19 protein-coding genes, 1 tRNA gene and 1 pseudogene are annotated in these 19,948 nt (G+C 71.8%); 7 read left to right on the plus strand and 14 right to left on the minus strand.

Translation table 11 applies throughout. From position 1 onward, the window contains the following. Positions 1-145: 145 nt before the first annotated feature. Positions 146-484: a hypothetical protein gene (locus VKA29_RS05945; RefSeq protein ID WP_324784114.1), complete on the minus strand. Its 339-nt coding sequence runs from the start codon at positions 482-484 to the stop codon at positions 146-148. 121 nt (positions 485-605) lie between these two features. Then, a complete protein-coding gene (locus VKA29_RS05950; protein WP_324784115.1) occupies positions 606-2,942 on the minus strand; it encodes an immune inhibitor A domain-containing protein in 2,337 nt (778 codons plus the stop codon). A 398-nt stretch (positions 2,943-3,340) separates the two neighbouring features. Here VKA29_RS05950 and VKA29_RS05955 point away from each other — a divergent pair, with 398 nt between their 5' ends. Continuing rightward, positions 3,341-3,658: a hypothetical protein gene (locus VKA29_RS05955; protein WP_324784116.1), complete on the plus strand. Its 318-nt coding sequence runs from the start codon at positions 3,341-3,343 to the stop codon at positions 3,656-3,658. A gap of 47 nt (positions 3,659-3,705) precedes the next feature. Here the strand turns inward: VKA29_RS05955 and VKA29_RS05960 are convergent, their stop codons facing one another. Then, positions 3,706-4,392: an RDD family protein gene (locus tag VKA29_RS05960; RefSeq protein ID WP_324784117.1), complete on the minus strand. Its 687-nt coding sequence runs from the start codon at positions 4,390-4,392 to the stop codon at positions 3,706-3,708. Between the two features lie 102 nt (positions 4,393-4,494). Next, positions 4,495-6,237, minus strand: a complete 1,743-nt coding sequence (locus VKA29_RS05965) for an RDD family protein (RefSeq protein ID WP_324784118.1) — start codon at positions 6,235-6,237, stop codon at positions 4,495-4,497. 241 nt (positions 6,238-6,478) lie between these two features. Between VKA29_RS05965 and VKA29_RS05970 the strand changes: the two genes are divergently transcribed. After that, positions 6,479-6,892 carry an SsgA family sporulation/cell division regulator gene (locus tag VKA29_RS05970; protein ID WP_324784119.1) on the plus strand — a complete coding sequence of 138 codons (414 nt, stop codon included), beginning with the start codon at positions 6,479-6,481 and terminating at the stop codon, positions 6,890-6,892. A 50-nt stretch (positions 6,893-6,942) separates the two neighbouring features. Here VKA29_RS05970 and VKA29_RS05975 read toward each other — a convergent pair whose 3' ends face one another. The 3 genes from VKA29_RS05975 to hppD form a co-directional block, all read right to left on the minus strand. Then, entirely contained in the window at positions 6,943-8,349 is a 1,407-nt protein-coding gene (locus VKA29_RS05975; RefSeq protein ID WP_324784120.1) for an FAD-binding oxidoreductase, read from the minus strand. Positions 8,350-8,459: 110 nt separating this feature from the next. After that, on the minus strand, positions 8,460-9,326 hold the full coding sequence (locus tag VKA29_RS05980; protein ID WP_324784121.1) for a Teichoic acid biosynthesis protein C (Precursor): 867 nt from the start codon (positions 9,324-9,326) through the stop codon (positions 8,460-8,462). Between the two features lie 134 nt (positions 9,327-9,460). Next, positions 9,461-10,606: a 4-hydroxyphenylpyruvate dioxygenase gene (gene hppD, locus VKA29_RS05985; RefSeq protein ID WP_324784122.1), complete on the minus strand. Its 1,146-nt coding sequence runs from the start codon at positions 10,604-10,606 to the stop codon at positions 9,461-9,463. A 139-nt stretch (positions 10,607-10,745) separates the two neighbouring features. Here hppD and VKA29_RS05990 point away from each other — a divergent pair, with 139 nt between their 5' ends. Then, positions 10,746-11,216: an Lrp/AsnC family transcriptional regulator gene (locus tag VKA29_RS05990; RefSeq protein WP_324784123.1), complete on the plus strand. Its 471-nt coding sequence runs from the start codon at positions 10,746-10,748 to the stop codon at positions 11,214-11,216. 229 nt (positions 11,217-11,445) lie between these two features. On the opposite strand, the gene VKA29_RS05995 is transcribed toward VKA29_RS05990, so the two are convergent. The 6 genes and pseudogenes from VKA29_RS05995 to VKA29_RS06020 form a co-directional block, all read right to left on the minus strand. Continuing rightward, complete coding sequence (locus VKA29_RS05995) at positions 11,446-12,237, minus strand: S16 family serine protease (RefSeq protein ID WP_324784124.1); 792 nt, start codon at positions 12,235-12,237, stop codon at positions 11,446-11,448. 108 nt (positions 12,238-12,345) lie between these two features. Next, positions 12,346-12,987 carry an IclR family transcriptional regulator gene (locus tag VKA29_RS06000; protein ID WP_324784125.1) on the minus strand — a complete coding sequence of 214 codons (642 nt, stop codon included), beginning with the start codon at positions 12,985-12,987 and terminating at the stop codon, positions 12,346-12,348. A 345-nt stretch (positions 12,988-13,332) separates the two neighbouring features. After that, positions 13,333-15,141: a DEAD/DEAH box helicase gene (locus tag VKA29_RS06005; RefSeq protein WP_324784126.1), complete on the minus strand. Its 1,809-nt coding sequence runs from the start codon at positions 15,139-15,141 to the stop codon at positions 13,333-13,335. Between the two features lie 211 nt (positions 15,142-15,352). After that, a pseudogene (locus tag VKA29_RS06010) lies at positions 15,353-15,448 on the minus strand (death-on-curing protein); the annotation flags it as partial. Then, on the minus strand, positions 15,448-15,642 hold the full coding sequence (locus VKA29_RS06015) for a hypothetical protein (RefSeq protein WP_324784127.1): 195 nt from the start codon (positions 15,640-15,642) through the stop codon (positions 15,448-15,450). The pseudogene VKA29_RS06010 and the gene VKA29_RS06015, both read right to left, overlap by 1 nt. A gap of 12 nt (positions 15,643-15,654) precedes the next feature. Further along, positions 15,655-17,130: an MFS transporter gene (locus VKA29_RS06020; protein ID WP_324784128.1), complete on the minus strand. Its 1,476-nt coding sequence runs from the start codon at positions 17,128-17,130 to the stop codon at positions 15,655-15,657. Positions 17,131-17,315: 185 nt separating this feature from the next. Here VKA29_RS06020 and VKA29_RS06025 point away from each other — a divergent pair. The 4 genes from VKA29_RS06025 to VKA29_RS06040 all read left to right on the plus strand — a co-directional run bounded on the left by VKA29_RS06025 (position 17,316) and on the right by VKA29_RS06040 (position 19,016). Beyond that, a tRNA-Cys gene (locus tag VKA29_RS06025) sits at positions 17,316-17,387 on the plus strand. Positions 17,388-17,507: 120 nt separating this feature from the next. Further along, positions 17,508-17,876 carry a VOC family protein gene (locus VKA29_RS06030; protein WP_324784218.1) on the plus strand — a complete coding sequence of 123 codons (369 nt, stop codon included), beginning with the start codon at positions 17,508-17,510 and terminating at the stop codon, positions 17,874-17,876. 118 nt (positions 17,877-17,994) lie between these two features. Beyond that, positions 17,995-18,825 (plus strand): helix-turn-helix transcriptional regulator, encoded by an 831-nt coding sequence (locus tag VKA29_RS06035; RefSeq protein ID WP_324784129.1) that lies wholly within the window; start codon positions 17,995-17,997, stop codon positions 18,823-18,825. Next, a complete protein-coding gene (locus tag VKA29_RS06040; protein ID WP_324784130.1) occupies positions 18,822-19,016 on the plus strand; it encodes a DUF397 domain-containing protein in 195 nt (64 codons plus the stop codon). Before VKA29_RS06035 ends, VKA29_RS06040 begins: the two co-directional genes overlap by 4 nt. Before the next feature lie 71 nt (positions 19,017-19,087). On the opposite strand, the gene VKA29_RS06045 is transcribed toward VKA29_RS06040, so the two are convergent. After that, positions 19,088-19,942 (minus strand): helix-turn-helix domain-containing protein, encoded by an 855-nt coding sequence (locus VKA29_RS06045; RefSeq protein ID WP_324784131.1) that lies wholly within the window; start codon positions 19,940-19,942, stop codon positions 19,088-19,090. Between the last annotated feature and the right edge of the window lie 6 nt (positions 19,943-19,948).

Here is a 19,948-nt window from a genome sequence, read left to right on the forward strand (position 1 = left end):
GCGGACGGAGTCAGTCGGCGAGAGCCGCGGACGGAGTCAGTCGGCGAGAGCCGCGGACGGAGTCAGTCGGCGAGAGCCCCGGACGGATTCCGCCGCCCGGGGGCCCGGACCGGAGGGGGCGGACGGGGCAGAGGGGGCGGACCGGTCAGGCCCGGGCCGCCGGCTGCCGCAGCAGCGCCCTGATCGGGTGCCACAGCTCCTGGACCGGGCCCGCGGCGACACCGTTGTCAGGGGCCGTGCGCCATATCAGGCCGTCCGGATGGTGCAGCACCGCCGTGATCTCGTCGGGGGTCGGCGGGGCCGCGTTGCCCCGCAGGTAGACCGCCCGCATCCCGAGGTTGCGCAGCCGGGTCAGGGCGCGTGCGCGGTTGCGGGCGTGGACGAGGACACGGACCGGGCCCGTCCCGTCGGCGGTGGGGCTGGGCAGGTTCAGCGCCACCACCACGCTGCCGGTCGGCAGCTTGGCGAAACCTCCTGTGGCCATGCGGTCATACCCCCGTGCGCGTCGGTGTCAATAAGCGAGTCACAGGACGCACCTAAACACGATCGGCGGCGACCCGCCAGGGGGTCACCGCCGATACGCCTTTGACCTGCGGAAGTGCCGACTACTTCACCGCGGGGCCGACCTCGAGCGAGATCGTCGAGCCGCTCAGCGGCTCCTGGACGATCTTGATCTTGGTGTTGGTGTCAGTGATCTTGACACCCGCGGCCGGGTTCGACTCGTCGTAGTAGGTGTGCTTGTGGTCGTTGAAGACCGGCACGCCCCGCAGCGACGGGATCTCCGTGGCGACGTCCGCCCGGTGCAGCGTGATGCCGTCCGTGCGGTACCAGCTGAACGGCGAGTCGTAGGCCTGGATGCGGTTGCGCATCAGCTTGCCGTCGGACCACTTCAGCGGCGTCGGGTGCGAGTCCACCGGGAGGATCAGACCGGTGCCCGGGTGGTCGCCGGTGTTGTTGTCCGGCTGGGAGGTGTCCCACTTCCAGATCAACAGGCCGTTCTGGTACGGGTAGTGCTCCACCCAGTCCGGACGGGTCGTGGAGAAGCCGAAGTTGTACGGGCCGACCTTCAGGGTCCTGTCGTACGACACGTACTGGCGGTTCTCCGCGAGGTAGTACTGCGCGTAGTCGTCCGTGATGGAGGCGCCGATGCGGGAGAAGCCGTTCGCCGTCCAGGCCGCGTCCGCGGACTCGGCGTCGTCCGCGAAGACGGCGGCACCGTCGGCGGTGACCTTGATCTCGTCCGCCGCGAAGCCCTTCAGCGCCACGCCGCCGTCGGTCTGGTAGCGGAAGCGCAGGTCGATCTTCTTGCCCGCGTAGGCGTCCAGCGGGTACGCGAGCTTCGCGTAGGCGTCGACGGAGCCGGTGAGGGCGGGCTTGTCGCTGCCGTCACGCGGGATCGCCCGGCCGTCCACGGTGCCGTCCAGGGCGGTCCAGTTGGCGCCGCCGTCGGTCGAGACCTCGGTGTAGAGGTAGTCGTAGTCGGCCTCGATGTCGTACCAGCCGTCGAGGGTCAGCTCGGCCGACGTCCGGCCGGTGAGGTCCACGGAACGGGTCAGCGTGTTCCGCAGGTCGTTGCCGCTGCCGCTCCACCACTGGCTCGCGCCCTGGGCCGGGGCGACGACCTCGGTGGTGACCTCCTTGCGCGGCAGCTCGACGACGAGCGCCTGCGCGTTCTTGGTGTTGTACTCGGCGACGCCCAGCTTGTGCGTGGAGCGGGTGGCCGCCTGCGCCACGTCGTAGTCGAGCCAGCCCAGCTGGAGCTTGTCCCAGGCGTTCATGTCGCCGGGCAGGTCGCCGATGGCGTTCTTGCCGGTGCCGAGCCAGGAACCGGACGACATCAGGGTCCAGAAACCGGTGGAGTTCTCGCCGCCGTTGGTGTCGTACTCGTCCGGCAGGCCGAGGTCGTGGCCGTACTCGTGGGCGAAGACGCCCAGGCCGCCGTTCTCCGGCTGGATGGTGTAGTCGCCGACCCAGATGCCCGTGTCGCCGATCTGCGTGCCGCCGAGCTTGTTGTCCTCGGGGCCGGTGGCGCCGGCGTCGGTGCCGAAGGCGTACCAGCGGTGCGCCCAGATGGCGTCCTCGCCCTGCGCGCCGCCGCCCGCGGACTCGTCCTCGCCGGCGTGCACGATCTGGAAGTGGTCGATGTAGCCGTCGGGCTCGTTGAAGTCGCCGTCGCCGTCGTGGTCGTAGCGGTCCCACTGGTCGAACTCGGCCAGTTCGGCGCGGATCTGGGCGGCGGTCTCGCCGGCCGCCTCGCGCTGGGCGACCCAGGCGGTGACACCGTCGCGCACCGCGTACCAGGCGCAGTTGCCGCAGCTGTTGGAGCCGTAACGGGCCTCGTTGTACGGGACCTTGACCCAGTCGGTGACCTCGCCGTCGACCGAGTAGCGGCCCGAGGACTGCTTCTCGTAGTACTTCTTCAGCGATTCGACGTCGTCGCCGGTGCCGAAGTAGAGGTCCTGGTAGTGCTGCTGGTCGTAATCGGCCTGCCAGTCGGTCGAGTTGTCCTTCGTGCGGTCGGGCGCGGCTATCTGGTTGTGCGCCGGGCCGGCCGTGCCGCCGTAGGTGCTGTCGACCTGGTCACCGAACTCGACCAGGATCGTGAAGATCTTGTCGGTCTTCTCGCGGCCGAGTTCGACGTACTTGCTGTCGCCCTTCTTGCTCTCGAGCTGGACGACCTGCGAACCGTTGCGGTCCTTGACCTGGGCCTTGCCGGAGATGACCTGGTCGAGGGCCTCCTGCCGCTGGGCGTCCTGGGTCTTGGACAGCGGGCCGTCGAGGTCGTGCTGCTTCATGCTCTTGGCCGCCGGGTCGTGCCGGTCGACGGTGGCGCCCGCGGCCTTGTCGGCCTGCGCCACGGCGGACGTCGAGAACGTGGCGGTCGCCGCCGCGAGCGCGACACCGACCGCGGCCGCTCTGAACGTCCATGATCTGTGGGTCACTTGAGTTCCTCCCCCGCGTCCGGGGCGCGCGCGGAAGGTGGTCCCGGACAAGGGAGAGCCGCGCGCGTGGGGTACGCGTGTTGTCAAGTGACGTCATTGGACTAGAGGTTGGTAAGAAAAAACAGACCTTGACTTGGACAGGTCAATTGCACTATGCGGACCGGACGTTCGCTTTACGAACGCCCGCCCGACCGTCCGACAGGCGCGCGAGTCCGTCCGCCTGGTGGACGTCATGACTCCGTGCGCCCCCCGTGCACCTGCACTGTTGGTTAGGTCACGCTTACTCATCGTTCCACTCGGGCATGCACGCGGTTAGAGTCGACTGCGGAACGCCCTGCATACGGCGGAAAGCCAGGCCGACACCCCCGTGGACCCCCACTTCCGAGGACACGATTGCCATGCCTCGTCCGACCGTCGCACAACTCGCCTACGGTTCGTGCACCGTGATCTTCTCGACGCTCGCCATGCTGCTGCTGTCCGGGACGAGTTCGGTCACGGGCATCGCGGTCATCGCCGTCTCGGCGGTCGCTCTGGGACTCCTCGTCGCCCTGACGGTCGCGCCGTCCGGGCCCAGGACCGCGCCGGCGCCCGAACCCGCGGCGCGGGCCGGGCGCCGGGGCGAGCAGCAGGCGGGACAGGCCGGAAAGGGCGGACAGGGCGGGCAGGGCGGACAGCCCGTGCCGGTCGCGGCGTCCGGCCGGTCGGCTTCCGCCTGACGCCCGGCAGCCGGGCCCCGATCCGCTTCAGCCGTCCTTGATCCGCGTCAGGCGGCCGTGCTGACCACCACCGTCTTGGCCGCCTTGTCGTGCAGGCCCTGCTTGTAGGGCTTGTCGAAGAAGCTCCAGCCGCCCGCGATCGCGGTCCAGACGCAGGCGCAGCAGAACGCGAACGGGATCCACAGCACCGCCGCGCGGATCAAGGACGTCTGCACGGACGGCGTGGCGCCGTCGGCGAGGTTGGCCACCCGCAGCTTCAGCCACTTCTTGCCGAGCGTCTGGCCCGACCTGCTGATCATGACGGTGTCGTAGCCCATGTAGAGCACGGCGGCGACCAGGGCCTGCAGGAACGACTTGACGGACTGCACTTCGGCCGCCGCGACGCTGTACTGGTGCGTGCCGATCGCCCAGGTGAGCAGCCAGACCACGATGCCGACGAGGATCATGTCGATGATCCGGGCGAGCGTGCGCCGGCCGCTGTCGGCGAGCGGCGGCATGCCGGCCAGCGGATCGCCGGGGTAGGGGCCGCCGCCGGGAGGACCGCCGCCCGGAGGCCCGCCGGGAGGACCGCCGCCGTACGGCCCGCCGCCGTGCGGAGGCGGCTGGTCGCCGCCGCCGTGCGGGGCGTCGTACGGGGAGCCCGAGCCCGCCCCGGGCCCTCCGGGCGGAGGCTGCTTCCTGAACGGGTCGTCATCCGGTTGCCGGCCGGATCCGGGGGGCGGTTCGGTGCTCATGGCCCGAGTCGACCGCGAACGCCCGTGGTCCGCATCCGGCGAGCGGCCGTCCGGAGTACGGGATCCGGGCGTCCGTTCGACGGATACGGCCGGCGTGCGCGGTCAGCCCGCCACGAACGTGTGCGCGGCCTTGTCGTGCCAGCACTGGCGCCACGGACGGTCGAACAGGCACCACAGGACACCCACGACCCCGATCAGCAGGACGCCGGGCACGCTGTAGACGAGCCAGCGGCGCAGCGCGGCGCCGAAGGACGGGGGCTCGTGCGCCTCGATGTCGCGCACCTCCAGGCCCAGCAGCTTCTTGCCCAGCGTGCGGCCCCACTTGGCGGTGGGCAGCGCCTCGTACAGGACGCCGGACAGCAGCAGCACGGCGAGGACGGCGCCGAGGCACGCCGACGTCGTCCCGTCGAGCAGCCAGACGGTGACGGTCTCCCCGGACAGCTTGGCCGCGTCGATCTTCTCGTCGACGTGGTCGAGCGCCTTGGCGCCGAGGGGTACGGCGGCCACGGCGGTGACGCCCGCGACCACGACGGTGTCCAGCAGCCGGGCGACGAGCCGCTTGCCGAGGCCCGCCGGGCGGGCGGCGGCCTGACGCCGGGCGGCGGCCTGGAACACGTCCTCGACCGGCGGCTTCCAGGGCGCCACGGGCTGTTCGCCGCCGGTGGCGCCGGCCAGCCGGTGCACCTGCTGCGCCCAGGAGGGCTGGCCGCCACCGGGCCCCGTGGTCACCGGGGCGGGGGCAGGAGCGGGAGCGGGGGCGGGAGGAGGGACCTGGGCGGCGGAGGCCGGGGCGGGCTGCGCCGCGGGCGGCTGAGCGGTCGCCGGAGAGACCTGCTGGGGTCCGGAAGGGGCGGCCGGAGACGGTGCCGGTGCCACGGGGGGCACGGGAGCCGCCGGGGCAGCGGGAGCCGCCTGCGGGGCGGCTGCCCGCGCCTGCGCGTGGGCCTGCGCCTGCGCCTGGGCCTGGGCCTGGGCCTGCGCCTGCGCCTGCGCCGTGGCCGCCCGCTCGGCGGCGGCCTTGCCGGCGCCGAAGCCGGGGCCCGAGCCCTGCCGCTGCGCGCCCGGGGACGGCGTACGGAAGATCATGGTGCCGTCGTCGCCGACCGGGCCGCCCGGACCCTGGGCACCGGGAGCGGCAGGCCCCACGGAAGGCGCCGCACCCGCCCCGGAGCCCCCGGAGCCCCCGGGCGTGCCCGCGCCGTGGGGGCTCCCCTGAGCCGTCCCGGTCGGGCGGCGGAAGACGAACGTGCCGTCCGAGGACACCTGACCGGGGGTCGGCTGTCCGGCAGGCGCCTGCCCGGGGGTCTCGTCCGCCGGCGGGATCGTCGCCGTGCCGTCCGTGGACGCGGAGGGCCCGGCCGACTGGGGCCGGGGCCCGGCGGGCTGGGACTGGGGCCCGGCGGGCTGGGGCTGGGGCCCGGCGGGCTGGGACTGGGGCCCGGCGGGCCGGGGCGCGGGCCCGGCGGATACGCGCGGGTCGGCGCCCTGCGGAGCGCCCCAGGAGACCCGTCGGTCCTGGCCGCCGCCGAAGCCGGTCTGGTGCGAGCGGTCGGCGCCCCACGCGGAGGCGGGTTCCGGACGGCTGCCGTGCCCCGCGTCGGCCGGGGGCACCTGCGGCTGGGGGTCCTCGTCGAAGAAGTGCGGGCCGGTCTCCTCGACCGCGGCGGGCGCGGGGCCCACCCCGGGCGGCGGGACGAGCCGCTCGCCGTCCGTCGGCGCCGGACGGCTGGTGCCGGGCACCCAGGCGGCACCGTTCCAGTACCGGACGTATCCAGGAATGGACGGGTCCGGGTAATACCCTTCGCGGGGCCTGTCGTCACCGGGTGCCGGCGTTGGGGCGCTCATGTCCGTCGTCCCGTATCTGCTCGGGGGTGGGTATGGGGGGCTCCACATCTACCAGACCCGCCGCCCCGGCACGGCAAGTCCCGCCGGACCCACTACTTTCCGGGCAATGACGGGCACCGGGTTCGCACGTTTCGTAAAAAAATCCGTCCGACTCGCGTAAGGAATGACTGTCACCCCCCTCTCACCCGTGCGGGCTCGCCCAACGGGCCGCGTACACCTGCTCGAGAGAGGAACGCACGCCATGCGCCACACCGTGGTGGAACGCGAACTGGAACTGAGGCTGATCCTGTCGCCGGAGCGCAGCATTCCGGTCCCGGCCAGGCTCGGCTACCGCACCGACGACCCGTACGCCGTCCATGTCAGTTTTCACGTCGGCTCCGAGCACCAGGTGGACTGGACGTTCTCCCGGGACCTGCTGGTGGAGGGGGTGTTCCGGCCGAGCGGGCACGGGGACGTGCGGGTGTGGCCGAGCAAGGCCGACGGCTGCGGCGTCGTGCTGGTGGCGCTGGACTCCCCCGCCGGCGACGCCCTGCTCCAGGCGCCGGCCGGCATCGTGTCCGCCTGGCTGGAGCGGACGCTGCGGGCGGTGCCCGCGGGGACGGAGGCGGACCAGCTCGGCCTCGACGACGCGCTCGACGAGCTGCTCGCCGGGTGACGGAACGGCGGGGCCCGACCGGTCGCCCGCCCGGTGCCGGGCGGCGGACGTCAGAAGAGCTTGCCCGGGTTCAGGATGCCCAGCGGATCGAAGACCTGCTTGATCTGCCGCTGCATCTCCAGCCCCACCGGGCCGATCTCGCGCGCCAGCCACTCCTTCTTCAGCACGCCCACGCCGTGCTCGCCGGTGATCGTGCCGCCCAGTTCCAGGCCGAGGGCCATGATCTCGTCGAAGGACTCGCGGGCGCGCCGGCACTCGTCGTCGTCCTGCGCGTCGAAGCAGACCGTCGGGTGGGTGTTGCCGTCGCCGGCGTGGGCGACGACGCCGATGGTCAGTCCGTGCTCGGCGGCGATCCGCTCGACTCCGTCGAGCAGGTCGCCGAGCCGGGAGCGGGGCACGCACACGTCGTCGATCATCGTGGTGCCCCGGACCGCGTCCAGCGCGGGGAGCGACAGCCGCCTCGCCTGCAGCAGCAGCTCCGACTCGGCCACGTCGTCGGCCGGGACGACCGCGGTGGCGCCGGCCGCCTCGCACAGCGCGCCGAGGGCGGCGAGGTCGGCGGCCGGGTCGGGGGTGTCGAAGGCGGCCAGCAGGAGGGCCTCGGTGGTCTCCGGCAGGCCCATGTGGGCGAGGTCGTTGACCGCCTTCACCGTGGTGCGGTCCATCAGTTCCAGCAGGGCCGGCACGTGCCCGCCCGCCATGATCCGGCACACGGCGTCGCAGGCGGCGGCCGCGGAGGCGAACTCGGCCGCCAGCACCAGCTGCCGCGGCGGCTTCGGCCGCAGCGCCAGGACCGCCCGTACGACGACGCCGAGCGAGCCCTCGGAGCCGACGAACAGGCGGGTGAGGTCGTACCCGGCGACGCCCTTCGCGGTGCGGCGGCCGGTGGTCATCAGGCGGCCGTCGGCGAGGACGACGTCGAGGCCCAGGACGTACTCGGCGGTCACCCCGTACTTCACGCAGCACAGGCCGCCGGAGGCGGTGCCGATGTTGCCGCCGATCGTGCACGTCTCCCAGCTGGAGGGGTCCGGCGGGTAGTGGAGGCCGTGCTCGCCCACCGCGCGGGACAGGGCGGCGTTGACCACGCCCGGCTCGACCACCGCGATGCGGTCGACCGGGTTGATCTCCAGGATGCGGTCCATCCTGGTCAGGGACAGCACGATGCAGCCGTCGGTGGCGTTGGCGGCGCCCGACAGGCCGGTGCGGGCGCCCTGCGGGACGACCGGGACGCGCAGCTCGGTGGCGGTGCGCATGACGTGCTGGACCTGCTCGACGGTGCGCGGCAGCACGACGGCCGCGGGGGCGCCGGCCGGACAGAAGCTGGCCATGTCGTTGGCGTAGGACGCCGTGACGTCGGGGTCGGTGAGGACCGCGTCGGCGGGCAGCCCGCCGCGCAGCCGGTCGATCAGGTTGCCGGTGACCTCGTCGCGGGGCGCTTCGATACGGCTCATGATCACAGCGTCGCACCGGCGGCCGGCGGTGTGAACCCCGAGTACGGCAGCCGTCGGATGCCCGGGCCCCGGACGCTCCGCCGCCCAGCGGGAGCGGGGGCGGGACGGCCGAGGCGCTATGCCGCCGTGCCGCCCTTGACGTAGAGGGAGAAGCGCCGGGCGCCGAGGGGGCCGGAGGCGAAGCCGAGGTAGATCCGCGGGTCGGTTCCGCCGCGCACGGCGAGGCCCTCGGGCTCGCGGTGCTCCAGGCCGTACCCGGCGACGGTGCGCTGCCGCTGGAGCAGTTCGCCGGTGCGGACGTCGAGGCAGGAGACGTAGGCGTTGCCGCGGGAGGCGCGGGGGTTGGTGCGCTCGTCGTAGGGGGAGCCGGCCAGTTGGTAGATGGCGTCCCGGTAGAGGGCGTAGCCCTGGAAGGGGACCTTCGGGTCGGGGTGGGCGCCGGTCTGCGCGATGTCCGCGACCGGGTTCGCGTAGTCGCGGGCGACGAACGCGTCGAGGTCCCAGACGCGGTAGCGGGGCCTGCGGGCCCTGTCCCGGTAGCGGACGGCGATGCGGCCGGACTCCGGGCAGACGGACGGCTGGTTGTTGGCGGAGCCGGGTACGGGGTGACGCACCTTGACGTTCGCGGCGGTGCGGACCGCGCCGGCGGCGAAGTGGAAGCGGGTGACGCCCTGGCCGTAGCCGTTCTTCGCGTCGGCCTCGGTCCAGATCCAGGTGGAGCCGTCGGAGGCGTCGTGCTGCACGCCCATGCTGACGCCGTGGCCGAAGCCCTTGAGGTACATGTGGCCCAGCCGCTCGCCCCGGTGGTCGAGCCGGTTCAGGCACAGGTCGCCGGCCGCGTGGCCGCGGGCGGTGACCTGGAGGACGTACAGGTGCCCGCGCACGTCGTCGAAGGCGAACGACTGGAGCACCGTCGGCTCCTTCAGCGTCGCCTTCCGCGACAGCCAACCGGTGGACGGTACGGCCAGGTCGATGCGTGTCACCACACGGGCTCCCCCGAGTCCTGCGGACGCCCGTGCGGCGCCCGCGGGACTTCGAGGGTGTCAACCACCGTTCACCGGCCGCAAGGATTTCGGCTCATCGGCTGATCGGCTCATCGGCTCATCGGCTCATCGGCTCACAGGTTGCCGCGCTTGGCCTGCTCCCGCTCGATCGCCTCGAACAGCGCCTTGAAGTTGCCCTTGCCGAAGCCCATCGAGCCGTGCCGCTCGATGAGTTCGAAGAAGACGGTCGGGCGGTCCTGGACCGGCTTGGTGAAGATCTGCAGCAGGTAGCCGTCCTCGTCGCGGTCGGCGAGGATCTTCAGCTCGCGCAGGGTCTCGACGGGGACGCGGGTGTCGCCGACCCACTCGCCGAGGGTGTCGTAGTAGGAGTCGGGGGTGTCGAGGAACTCGACACCGGCCGCGCGCATGGTCCGCACCGTCCGCACGATGTCGTTGGTGTTGAGCGCGATGTGCTGGACGCCGGCGCCGCCGTAGAACTCCAGGTACTCGTCGATCTGGGACTTCTTCTTCGCGACGGCGGGCTCGTTGATCGGGAACTTGACCTTGAGCGTGCCGTCGGCCACGACCTTCGACATCAGCGCGCTGTACTCGGTGGCGATGTCGTCGCCCACGAACTCCTTCATGTTCGTGAAGCCCATGACCTTGTTGTAGAACTCCACCCACTCGTTCATGCGGCCGAGTTCGACGTTGCCGACGCAGTGGTCGACCGCCTGGAAGGTGCGCTCGGCGGCCGGCTCGACGATCGGCTTCGCGGCGACGTAGCCGGGGAGGTACGGGCCGTCGTAGCCGGTGCGTTCGACGAGGGTGTGGCGGGTCTCGCCGTAGGTGGCGATCGCGGCGAGGACGACCGTGCCGTGCTCGTCCTTCAGGCCGTACGGCTCGGCGACGGAGCGGGCGCCGTGCTCGATCGCGTAGGCGTGGGCGGCGCGCGCGTCCGGGACCTCGATGGCGAGGTCGACGACGCCGTCGCCGTGCTCGGCCACGTGCTGGGCGAGGAAGTGGCCCCAGGTGGTGACGGGCTTGATCACCGAGGTGAGGACGAACCGCGCCGAGCCGTTCTCCAGCACGTAGCTGGCGGTCTCGCGGCTGCCGTTCTCCGGTCCGGAGTAGGCGACCAGCCGCATGCCGAAGGCGGTGGAGTAGTAGTGCGCCGCCTGCTTGGCGTTGCCCACGGCGAAGACGACCGCGTCCATTCCCTTGACCGGGAAGGGGTCGGCCTGCCGGGCGGTGTCGGGAGCGTGGTGTGTGGTCTGGGTCATACCGGAAGCCTGGTGGCGGACGGCAAGGTGCGCAATAGTTTGCGTATTCGCTGGTCAATCTGCCCAGTCGGATGCTCGCTCCTCCGGGCTTTCTGTACAGGATGACCATTGGGATGACCACTTCACGCGGGAGGCTGACGTGGCGATCGACGGGCTGGACGGACGGATCATCGTGCTGCTGGCGCGGGAGCCGCGGATCGGGGTGCTGGAGATGTCCCGGCGGCTGGGGGTGGCCCGGGGGACGGTGCAGGCACGGCTCGACCGGCTCCAGTCGAGCGGGGTCGTCCGCGGGTTCGGGCCGCAGGTGGATCCGGCGGCCCTCGGCTATCCGGTCACCGCCTTCGCCACGCTCCAGATCCGCCAGGGGCAGGGGGCCGACGTGCGGGCGCACCTGGCGTCCGTCCCGGAGGTGCTGGAGCTGCACACCACCACCGGCAGCGGGGACATGCTGTGCCGGCTGGTGGCCCGCTCCAACGCCGACCTGCAACGGGTGATCGACCTGGTCGTCGGTTTCGACGGCATCGTGCGGGCCTCGACCGCGATCGTGATGGAGAACCCCGTCCCGCTGCGGACCATACCCCTGGTGGAGCAGGCGGCCCGCGGCGAGTGACGGCCTCGAAGTCCGCGGCGGTTCGGCAGCGGCTCGAAGTCCGCGGCGGTTCGGCAGCGGCTCGAAGTCCGCGGCGGTTCGGCAGCGCGCTGAAGGGACGCGGGGAACCACGCGACCGGCCACGACGGCGCCGCAGCCGACCGACGGCACGACGCGGCACGCGGCACACCCAGCGAAGCACTCAGCGAAGCACTCAGCGAAGCACTCAGCGAAGCACTCAGCGAAGCACTCAGCAGCCGGGAACGGCCCCCGTGCCCGTGCGCAGCGCGGTCAGGGCGTTCACCGCGCCCTTCAGGGTGGTGACCGGGACCAGCCGCAGCCCCTTGGGCAGCTGCGCCCGGGCGTCGGAGCACTCGGCCTTCGGGACGAGGAACACCGTCGCCCCGTCCCGGCGCGCGGCCTGCGTCTTCAGCGCGACCCCGCCGACCGCGCCGACGGTCCCGTCGGCGGCGATGGTTCCCGTGCCGGCGACGGTGCGGCCGCCCGTGAGGTCGCCGCCGCTGCCGTCGCCGTGCAGCTTGTCGATGATGCCGAGGGTGAACAGGAGCCCGGCGCTGGGACCGCCGACGTCGGCGAGCCGCAGGGTGACCTTGACGCCCTTGTCGTTCATGTGCAGGTAGTCCAGCGCGGCCTCGGTCGCCGCGTCCTGGGACTGCTTCATCTGCTCGGTGTTGTGCTTCTGGATCTCCTGGGTGCTCTCGCCGCTCGGATAGACCGAGTCGCGCGGCATGACCGCGCGGTCCGTGGCGAACCACGCGTCGAGCACCTGGCCGAGCGAGACGTGCGCGTCCGGGTTGGTCGCCTCGATCGTCGTCATGCGCAACTGCCCGCTGGTCCTGCGGGTGGGCGCGCCGGAGACCGTGATCACCGCGGTGCCCTTGTTCCGGCCGAGCACGTCGGCCGTCATCCCGGGCTGCGCGAGCGAGAACGGCAGCGGCGCGAAGACGGCCGTGGCGACCAGAGCCACCGCGGGCAGGGCACAGACGGCGAGGGCCTGAGGGCGCGTGAGGCGAGAGAGCACGGGATCAATCTACGGGACGGCGGCTTCCGGCCGGATGCCGGTGGACCGGGGCGACCCGCCTGCCACGGGGCCGCCCGGGTCGGGCCGGGAGACCGGTCGCGGCGGGCGTCAGCGCAGCGCCTCCGCCACCTCGCGGGCCGCGTCCACCACCCGGGGGCCCACCCGCTCCGGCACCACGTCGGCCAGCATGACCACACCGACGCTGCCCTCGACCCCCGTGACGCCGATCAGCGGTGCGGCGGCTCCGCACGCGCCCGTTTCGAGTTCACCGTGCGTCAGGACGTACCCGGGCTCCTTCGACGGCTGCCGCCGGGCGGAGAGGATCGCCTTGCCGGCGGCGCCGCGGTCCAGCGGGTGGCGGAACCCGGCCCGGTAGGCGACGTGGTAGTCCGTCCACGTCGGCTCGACGACGGCCACCGCCAGCGCTTCCGCCCCATCGACCAGCGTCAGGTGCGCGGTCGCCCCGATGTCCTCGGCCAGCGACCTGAGCGCGGGCAGTGCGGCCTCCCGTACCAGGGGGTGCACCTGTCGGCCCAGGCGCAGCACGCCGAGCCCGACCCGGGCACGTCCGCCCAGGTCGCGACGTACGAGCGCATGCTGTTCGAGGGTGGCGAGCAACCGGTACACGACGGTCCGGTTCACGCCCAGTCGGTTGGACAGCTCGGTGACGGTCAGCCCGTGGTCCGTATCGGCCAGCAGTTTGAGGACGCGCAGTCCCCGGTCGAGCGTCTGAGAGGTCTCCGCGGTCACGACGCCCACTCCTCCAGGTGGTGAGGTCGGCGGCCCTCTCGCGGCGTGCGTCACCGAGTCCCGTCGGCGACGCGCTTCAGAGGCCGCCGATCGGCCGGCGGCCCGGCATGTCCCGGACCGCGTCGCTTCACGGCTGCGCTCCGCGGCGGCGCTGCCACGGGGCGTGTGCGTAGCGGGACAGTAGCGAAGCAGGTTCGCTCAGCGGAAGGCTCCGTCCAGAATCCGGGCACCGATAAGGAAGGAGTCCCTCCGTATGTCCCGATTCGTACGGGGGCCAGCAACCGGCAGGTCACCGCCCCCGCGCCGCGCGCACGCCCGGAGAACGCCGTGCCGACGCGGCCGGCGTCACCGCATCCGGGTGGCCCACTCCTGCACCTTGGCGATGCGCTGGCGCAGCTGCCCGGCCGTTGCCTCGGCGCTCGGCGGGCCGCCGCACACGCGCCGCAGTTCGGTGTGGATCACGCCGTGCGGCTTGCCGCTCTGGTGGACGTAGGCGCTGACCATCGTGTTGAGCTTCTTGCGCAGCTCCATCATCTCCTTGTGGGAGACGACGGGCCGCCGCTCGGCGGGCAGCTCCAGCAGGTCGGCCTCGGCGTCCGGCTTCTTGCGGCTGTGCGCGATCTGCCGGGCCTGCCGCTTCTGGAGCAGCAGCTGCACCTGCTCGGGTTCGAGGAGTCCGGGGATGCCGAGGTAGTCCTGCTCCTCCTCGCTGCCCGGGTGGGCCTGCATGCCGAACTCGGCGCCGTCGTAGAGGACCCGGTCGAAGACGGCGTCGGACTCCAGCGCCTCGAAGGGCAGCATGTCCTGTTCGCCGGTGTCCTCGTCCTGCTCCTTGTTCGCCTCCTCCATCTCCTTCTCGGACTCGGCGTAGGGGTCCTCCTCGCCCTCCTTCTTCGGCTTGTCGAGGGCGTGGTCGCGCTCGACCTCCATCTCGTTGGCGAAGGTGAGCAGGTCCGGGATGGTCGGCAGGAAGACGGAGGCGGTCTCGCCGCGGCGCCGGGACCGCACGAAGCGGCCGACGGCCTGCGCGAAGAAGAGGGGGGTGGAGATGGTGGTGGCGTAGACCCCGACGGCCAGCCGGGGCACGTCGACGCCCTCGGACACCATGCGGACGGCGACCATCCAGCGGTCCTGGTTGCCGCTGAACTCGTCGATCCGGCCGGAGGCGCCGGCGTCGTCGGACAGCACGAGGGTGGCCTTGCTGCCGGTGATCTCCCGGATGAGCTTGGCGTAGGCGCGCGCGGAGTCCTGGTCGGAGGCGATCACGAGGGCGCCCGCGTCCGGGATGGCCTTCCTGACCTCGGTCAGCCGCTGGTCGGCGGCGCGCAGCACGCTCGGCATCCAGTCGCCGCGCGGGTCCAGGGCGGTGCGCCAGGCCTGGCTGATCGCGTCCTTGGTCATCGGCTCGCCGAGCCGGGCGGCCACCTCGTCCCCGGCCTTGGTGCGCCAGCGCATGTTGCCGCTGTAGGAGAGGAAGATGACGGGCCGCACGACGTGGTCGGCGAGCGCGTTGCCGTAACCGTAGGTGTAGTCGGCGGCGGACCTGCGGATCCCGTCCTGGCCCTCCTCGTAGCTCACGAAGGGGATCGGGTTGGTGTCGGACCGGAACGGCGTGCCGGTGAGCGCGAGGCGCCGGGTGGCCGGTTCGAAGGCCTCCAGGCACGCCTCGCCCCAGGACTTGGAGTCGCCGGCGTGGTGGATCTCGTCGAGGATGACCAGGGTCTTGCGCTGCTCGACGCGGTTGCGGTGCAGCATGGGCCGCACGCCCACGCCCGCGTACGTCACGGCGACGCCGTCGTACTCCTTGCCGAGCGGGCCCGCGCTGTACTCGGGGTCGAGCTTGATCCCTATCCGCGCGGCGGCCTCCGCCCACTGCTTCTTCAGGTGCTCGGTCGGGGCGACCACGGTCACCTGCTGCACGACGTGGTGGTGCAGCAGCCAGGAGGCCAGCGTCAGCGCGAAGGTCGTCTTTCCGGCGCCGGGGGTGGCGACCGCGAGGAAGTCGCGCGGCTGCTGCTGGATGTACTTGTCCATCGCCGCCTGCTGCCAGGCGCGCAGCTTGCCGGCGGTGCCCCAGGGGGCGCGGCCGGGGAAGGCGGGCGACAGGTGGTGCGAGTGGGCGTGCGAGGCAGAGCTGGCGGCGGTGGTAGTCACGGTCTCCGGGAGGGGTAGGACGGCTCGGCTGCGTACGACGACCGGGCCACCCTACCGGCGGCGCGACGGCCCGGACGCGCGGACCGGCGCGGCTCGGCCACGGGTGGGATTCACGTCACACCCGCCCCTTCGCCGCAGCCCGTCAGCGCGCGAAGCGCGGCAGTTGCGCGCCCGGATAAGCGTCCTGGCCGAACACGCTGGACCGGGGTCACGCCAAGGCCGAGTCCAGGTGTCCGTAGTCGCGCACCTCGGCCGCCCCGAGCCGCTTCGCGAGGTGCAGGAAGTCGGGCAGGGTGAGGTAGTGCATCAGGCGAGCCTCCGGTTCAACTCGGCACTGGCCTTGAGCACGTGCTGCGCAGCCTCGTGGAACAGTCGCGAGTGCTCGTTCATGGCTGCGACGACCACGTCGTGTGCGCAGGCCCGCATGCTGCGCCCGTCCGCCGCACGCTCATGCAGGGCGTCGAGCTCTTCGTCCGTGAAACGCGGGTTGAGTCCGGCCATGCCCCGACGGTACTAAGCGGTGGCACCCTGCACCGAACGCAGCCGCGTCGTCACCCACGCCCCCAGCAGCGCCACCGCCGCCATCGGCAGGAACACCGCCGCGAAGGCGGCCGGACGGGACGCCGTGGCCTGGGTCGCCGTGTGGGTCACCGAGCCGCCGCCGAGGGCCGCGAAGGCGGCGCCGCCGGCGGCGAGCAGGATCACGTTGGCCAGGCCGTCGGAGATCTGCAGGGCGGCGGAGTTGGTGCCGGCCTCCTCGGGGGCGGAGAGCTGGAGCAGCAGCACGCTGGTGGAGGCGATCACCAGGCCCATCCCGAAGCAGCCGAACGCCCAGGCGACGGCCACGGTCCAGGCGGGCACGGCGTCGATCAGCACGCTCGGCGCGGCGGCGACGGCGGCCGCGGCCAGCAGCATCCCCACCATCATCAGCCGCTCCCGGTACGGCTCCACGCGCGCCCGCGACTGCACCCACGACCCCAGCGCCCAGGTGACGCCGCCCGCCGCGAGCGAGAGCCCGGCGAGCGTCGGGGACAGCCCCCGCTGGGTGACGAGCATCAACGGCACGAACGACTCCGCCGCGATGAACGACCCCGCGGCGATGCCGCGCAGCAGCACCACGGACGGCAGCCCGCGCGCCGCCCGGTACGTGCCGCGCGGCAGCAGCCCGAGCACGGCCGGTACGAGCAGCGCGGCGCCGGCGGCGCCGGGCAGCAGCGAGATCCAGCGCAGGTCCTGGGCGGCGTACTGGAGCAGCCCGGCGCCGAGGGAGATGCCGAGGGCGAGCTTGATGCGGCGGCGGTCGGGGGAGGCGTCGGCCGCCCGCTCCACCGGGCCGGACGCCCGGCGCCGTATCTGCGGCAGCGCGAGTGCCAGCGGGAAGACCACCAGCACCGGGATGCCGACGAACACCCAGCGCCAGCCGAGGTGTTCGGTCACCGCGCCCGCGGCGAGCGGGCCGACCACGGACGGCACGACCCAGCTCGCCGCGAACGCCGCCATGATCGCCGGCCGCAGCCGTTCGGGGTAGGCGCGGCCGACGACGACGTACAGCGCGACGATCACCAGCCCGCCGCCGAACCCCTGCACGGCCCGCCCGAGGACGAACACCCACATCGCTCCGGCCGTCCCGGCGAGCAGCAGCCCGGCGGCGAAGGCGGCGATGCCGGCCGTCAGCGACCCGAGCGGCCCCCGCCGGTCGGACCACTGCCCGGCCAGCACCATGCCGAACAGGCTGGTGGTGAAGTACCCGGAGAACGCGAACGCGTACAGCGACACCCCGTGCAGTTCCCGCGCCGCGACCGGCATCGCCGTGGCCACCGCGGTCGCCTCGAAGGCGATCAGCAGGACGACGGACACGATCCCGATGCTCAGTGCCCGGTGCGACCGCCCCAGCACGCCCTCGTCGGCGCTGTCTGCGCTGTCGGCACTGTCTGCTCTGTCTGTGGGTTCGGTTGTGGTCGCGGTGTCCCGCGGCTCATGGACGGCCATGGTCGCCAGGGTAAGGTGCGCAGCCCGTTCTGACCCCTGTCCAAGGTCGCCCTGTCCCAGGACCTTCGTCGTAGGCCGCCTGCGCCTCCGGCCCTCTCATGAACGGCGTATGGCAGTCCCGTTGCGGCCCCCGCGATTCCCTTGAGCCCCTCCCCCGCCCCGCCCTACGGTCGTCTCACCGACACGGCCGTGTGCCCGAGTGGTTCAGGGGCTCGCCTGCAAAGCGAGTTACGCGGGTTCAAATCCCGCCACAGCCTCTACCTGGCCTGACCAGGAAAAATGGAAGGACGGCACCCCAAGCCTGTGCGGTCTTGCCGATGAGTTCACCGTCTTCGGACGGTCTGCCCGGCGACCTGACCGTTCTCGACAGGGGTGCCATGTCCACCATCCAGCCAGTGATCATCACTGCCGACCAGGAACGCCTGCTCGGCTTCTACACGGAACTGTTCGGCGCCGAGGAGATCTTCCGGGTACCGGCGAAAGGCCCGGCCTTCTACCTCGGCCTGCGCATCGGCGACACCGACCTCGGGCTGGTGTCCAAAGAGGACCCGGGGACCGGGTCGGCGCCGCGGATCCTGCTCAGCATCGGTGTCGACGACGTCGACGAGGTGCTCGGCCGGGTGACGGCGCTGGGCGGCTCGGTGCGCGGCGGGCCCAAGGACATGCCGTGGGGACAGCGCGTCGCCCACATCGAGGACCCCGACGGCAACCCGTTGAACCTCACCCAGCCGATCCAGGCTCCGTGACGCCGACGGATACGGGCTGTACGCGCGGGTGACGCGCTTGTCCGTGACGCGGGGCGTGACCGGTTGCGAGGCCGCGCGTTGGGCGGGCTAGGTCCGTCGTACGGGAGGGAGCCGCGCCGTGGGCGACGAGGTTCAGCAGCCGGAGTACGAGGTCGGGGCGGGCATTCTCTGCCTGTTCGGGCGCCACTTGAAGCTGTTCCGGGAGCGGGCGGGGATGGACCGCGCGACGTTCGGGTCGCTGACCGGCTACTCGGCGTCGACGATCGCGTCGTTCGAGCAGGGGAGACGCATCCCGCCGCCGAGATTCATCGATCAGGCGGACGAAGTGCTCGGTGCGGGCGGGGTGTTGAGCGCGAGCAAGGAGGAAGTGGCTCGCGCTCACTATCCGGCGTTCTTTCGGGACGCGGCCAGGTTGGAGGCCGAGGCGATTGAGCTTCATGTGTACGCCAACCAGGCGGTGCCCGGACTGTTGCAGACCGAAGAGTACGCGCGGGCGGTGTTTACCAACTGGCGTCCTCTGCTGCACGAGGACGTGGTCGAGCAGAGGGTGACAGCGCGTCTGGCCCGGCAGGAGATCTTCTGCCGCACGCAGTTGCCCACCATCAGCTTCGTCGTCGAGGAGTCGGTTCTGCGTAGGCCACTGGGCGGGTGGGGCGTGATGCGAGGACAGTTGGAGCAGATCCTGCTCCACGGCCAGCGCCGCAACGTGGAGATCCAGGTGATGCCGATCGAGCGTGACGAGCATGCCGGTCTGGCTGGTCCGTTCACCTTGATCGAGACGAAGGAAGGGCGGAGGATCGCGTACGTGGAGGCTCAACAGGACAGCCGCCTCTACACGGAGCGGAAGTCAGTCCGGGAGATCGAGGAACAGTACGGCATCCTTCGGGCCCAAGCGTTCACTCCACGCGAGTCGCTGGCCCTCGTCGAGAAGCTGCTTGGAGAGAGATGAGCATCGAACAGCCCGTACCTGAGTCGGCCTGGCGCAAGAGCAGTCACAGCAGTGGAGCGGGCGGCGAATGCATAGAGGTCGCCGCCACCCCCGGCAGGGTCCACGTCCGCGACTCGAAGGACACGACCGGTGCCGCACTCGCCGTGGAACCCACGGCGTGGACCGCGTTCGTCGAGTTCGCGGCACTCTGACACGGCAGGGCCCTGGGCAGGCGAGTGCTTACCCGGGGCTTCTGCGGCTGGTCGGGCGTAGCCCGCGAACGTCATCGCCGCCGGTTCAGGGCTTGGTGGGCTGCGTTGACGATGTTGTGGGCATCAGCTCCGTACACCGCCGACTCGCTCAGAGTCTTCCAGACCTTCTTGTACAAGGCGATGTTGTCGGCGTCGTCCAGCCACAGTTCAGCGTGCCAGTCTTCGGCGACGACCAGCCGGTTGTCCAGCACCCAGAAGCCGTTGGCGGGAACGATCTTCACGGACGCCTCGAAGGGGATCACGCCCATCTCTACCGTGTCCATGCCGATCACGCCGTTGAGGCGGTCGAGTTGGCTCGCCAGCACCGAGGGAGGGCAGATCTGGGACCGCAACGCGGCCTCCCACATCAACACGTGCAGCTTGCGGCCGGTCCGGTAGAGCCATTGTTGACGCTGCACCCGAGAGCGGACAGCTGCCTCGATATCGCCGGCTCCGCCCAGAAGCTCCGAGTACCGCTGGACGACGTGTCGGGCGTACTCCGGGGTCTGCAGGAGCCCGGCGATGACTGACTCTTCCCAGACCCACATGTCCGACGTGCGGTCGATCTCAGCGCTCAGCCCCTCGTGAAGGGGCTTGAAGCCGTTCGCCAGGGCCCGACGCCATGACCTGATGTGCGACTCGAACCCGGCCAGTCTGGCGGCGAGTTCTGGGTACACCCCCGGCTGTTCGGTCGCCTCGGCCCAGGCTCTGAGGTCCTCGGGGGTGGCGGTCTGCCTGCCGTTCTCCAGCTTGCTGACCTTGGAGCCTGGCCAGCCGAGCCGCTGTGCAAGCTGCTGACCGGTGAGCCGACCACCGGGGCACATGAAACGGAGTTCGCGCAGCCGCGCTCCCAGCGCCGCCCGTGCCTGCTGGTAGTCAGTGCTCACCTGTCG

Origin of the sequence: Streptomyces sp. H51 (assembly GCF_035656535.1) — a bacterium.
GTDB lineage: Bacteria > Actinomycetota > Actinomycetes > Streptomycetales > Streptomycetaceae > Streptomyces.

Bases quoted from the DNA above. Each gene is read 5' to 3' on its own strand.
- VKA29_RS05945 (WP_324784114.1), bottom strand. From the start codon at position 484: ATGGCCACAGGAGGTTTCGCCAAGCTGCCGACCGGCAGCGTGGTGGTG.
- VKA29_RS06020 (WP_324784128.1), bottom strand. From the start codon at position 17,130: ATGGCCGTCCATGAGCCGCGGGACACCGCGACCACAACCGAACCCACA.
- VKA29_RS05970 (WP_324784119.1), top strand. From the start codon at position 6,479: ATGCGCCACACCGTGGTGGAACGCGAACTGGAACTGAGGCTGATCCTG.
- VKA29_RS05960 (WP_324784117.1), bottom strand. From the start codon at position 4,392: ATGAGCACCGAACCGCCCCCCGGATCCGGCCGGCAACCGGATGACGAC.
- VKA29_RS06030 (WP_324784218.1), top strand. From the start codon at position 17,508: ATGTCCACCATCCAGCCAGTGATCATCACTGCCGACCAGGAACGCCTG.
- VKA29_RS05955 (WP_324784116.1), top strand. From the start codon at position 3,341: ATGCCTCGTCCGACCGTCGCACAACTCGCCTACGGTTCGTGCACCGTG.
- VKA29_RS06015 (WP_324784127.1), bottom strand. From the start codon at position 15,642: ATGGCCGGACTCAACCCGCGTTTCACGGACGAAGAGCTCGACGCCCTG.
- hppD (WP_324784122.1), bottom strand. From the start codon at position 10,606: ATGACCCAGACCACACACCACGCTCCCGACACCGCCCGGCAGGCCGAC.
- VKA29_RS06040 (WP_324784130.1), top strand. From the start codon at position 18,822: ATGAGCATCGAACAGCCCGTACCTGAGTCGGCCTGGCGCAAGAGCAGT.
- VKA29_RS05965 (WP_324784118.1), bottom strand. From the start codon at position 6,237: ATGAGCGCCCCAACGCCGGCACCCGGTGACGACAGGCCCCGCGAAGGG.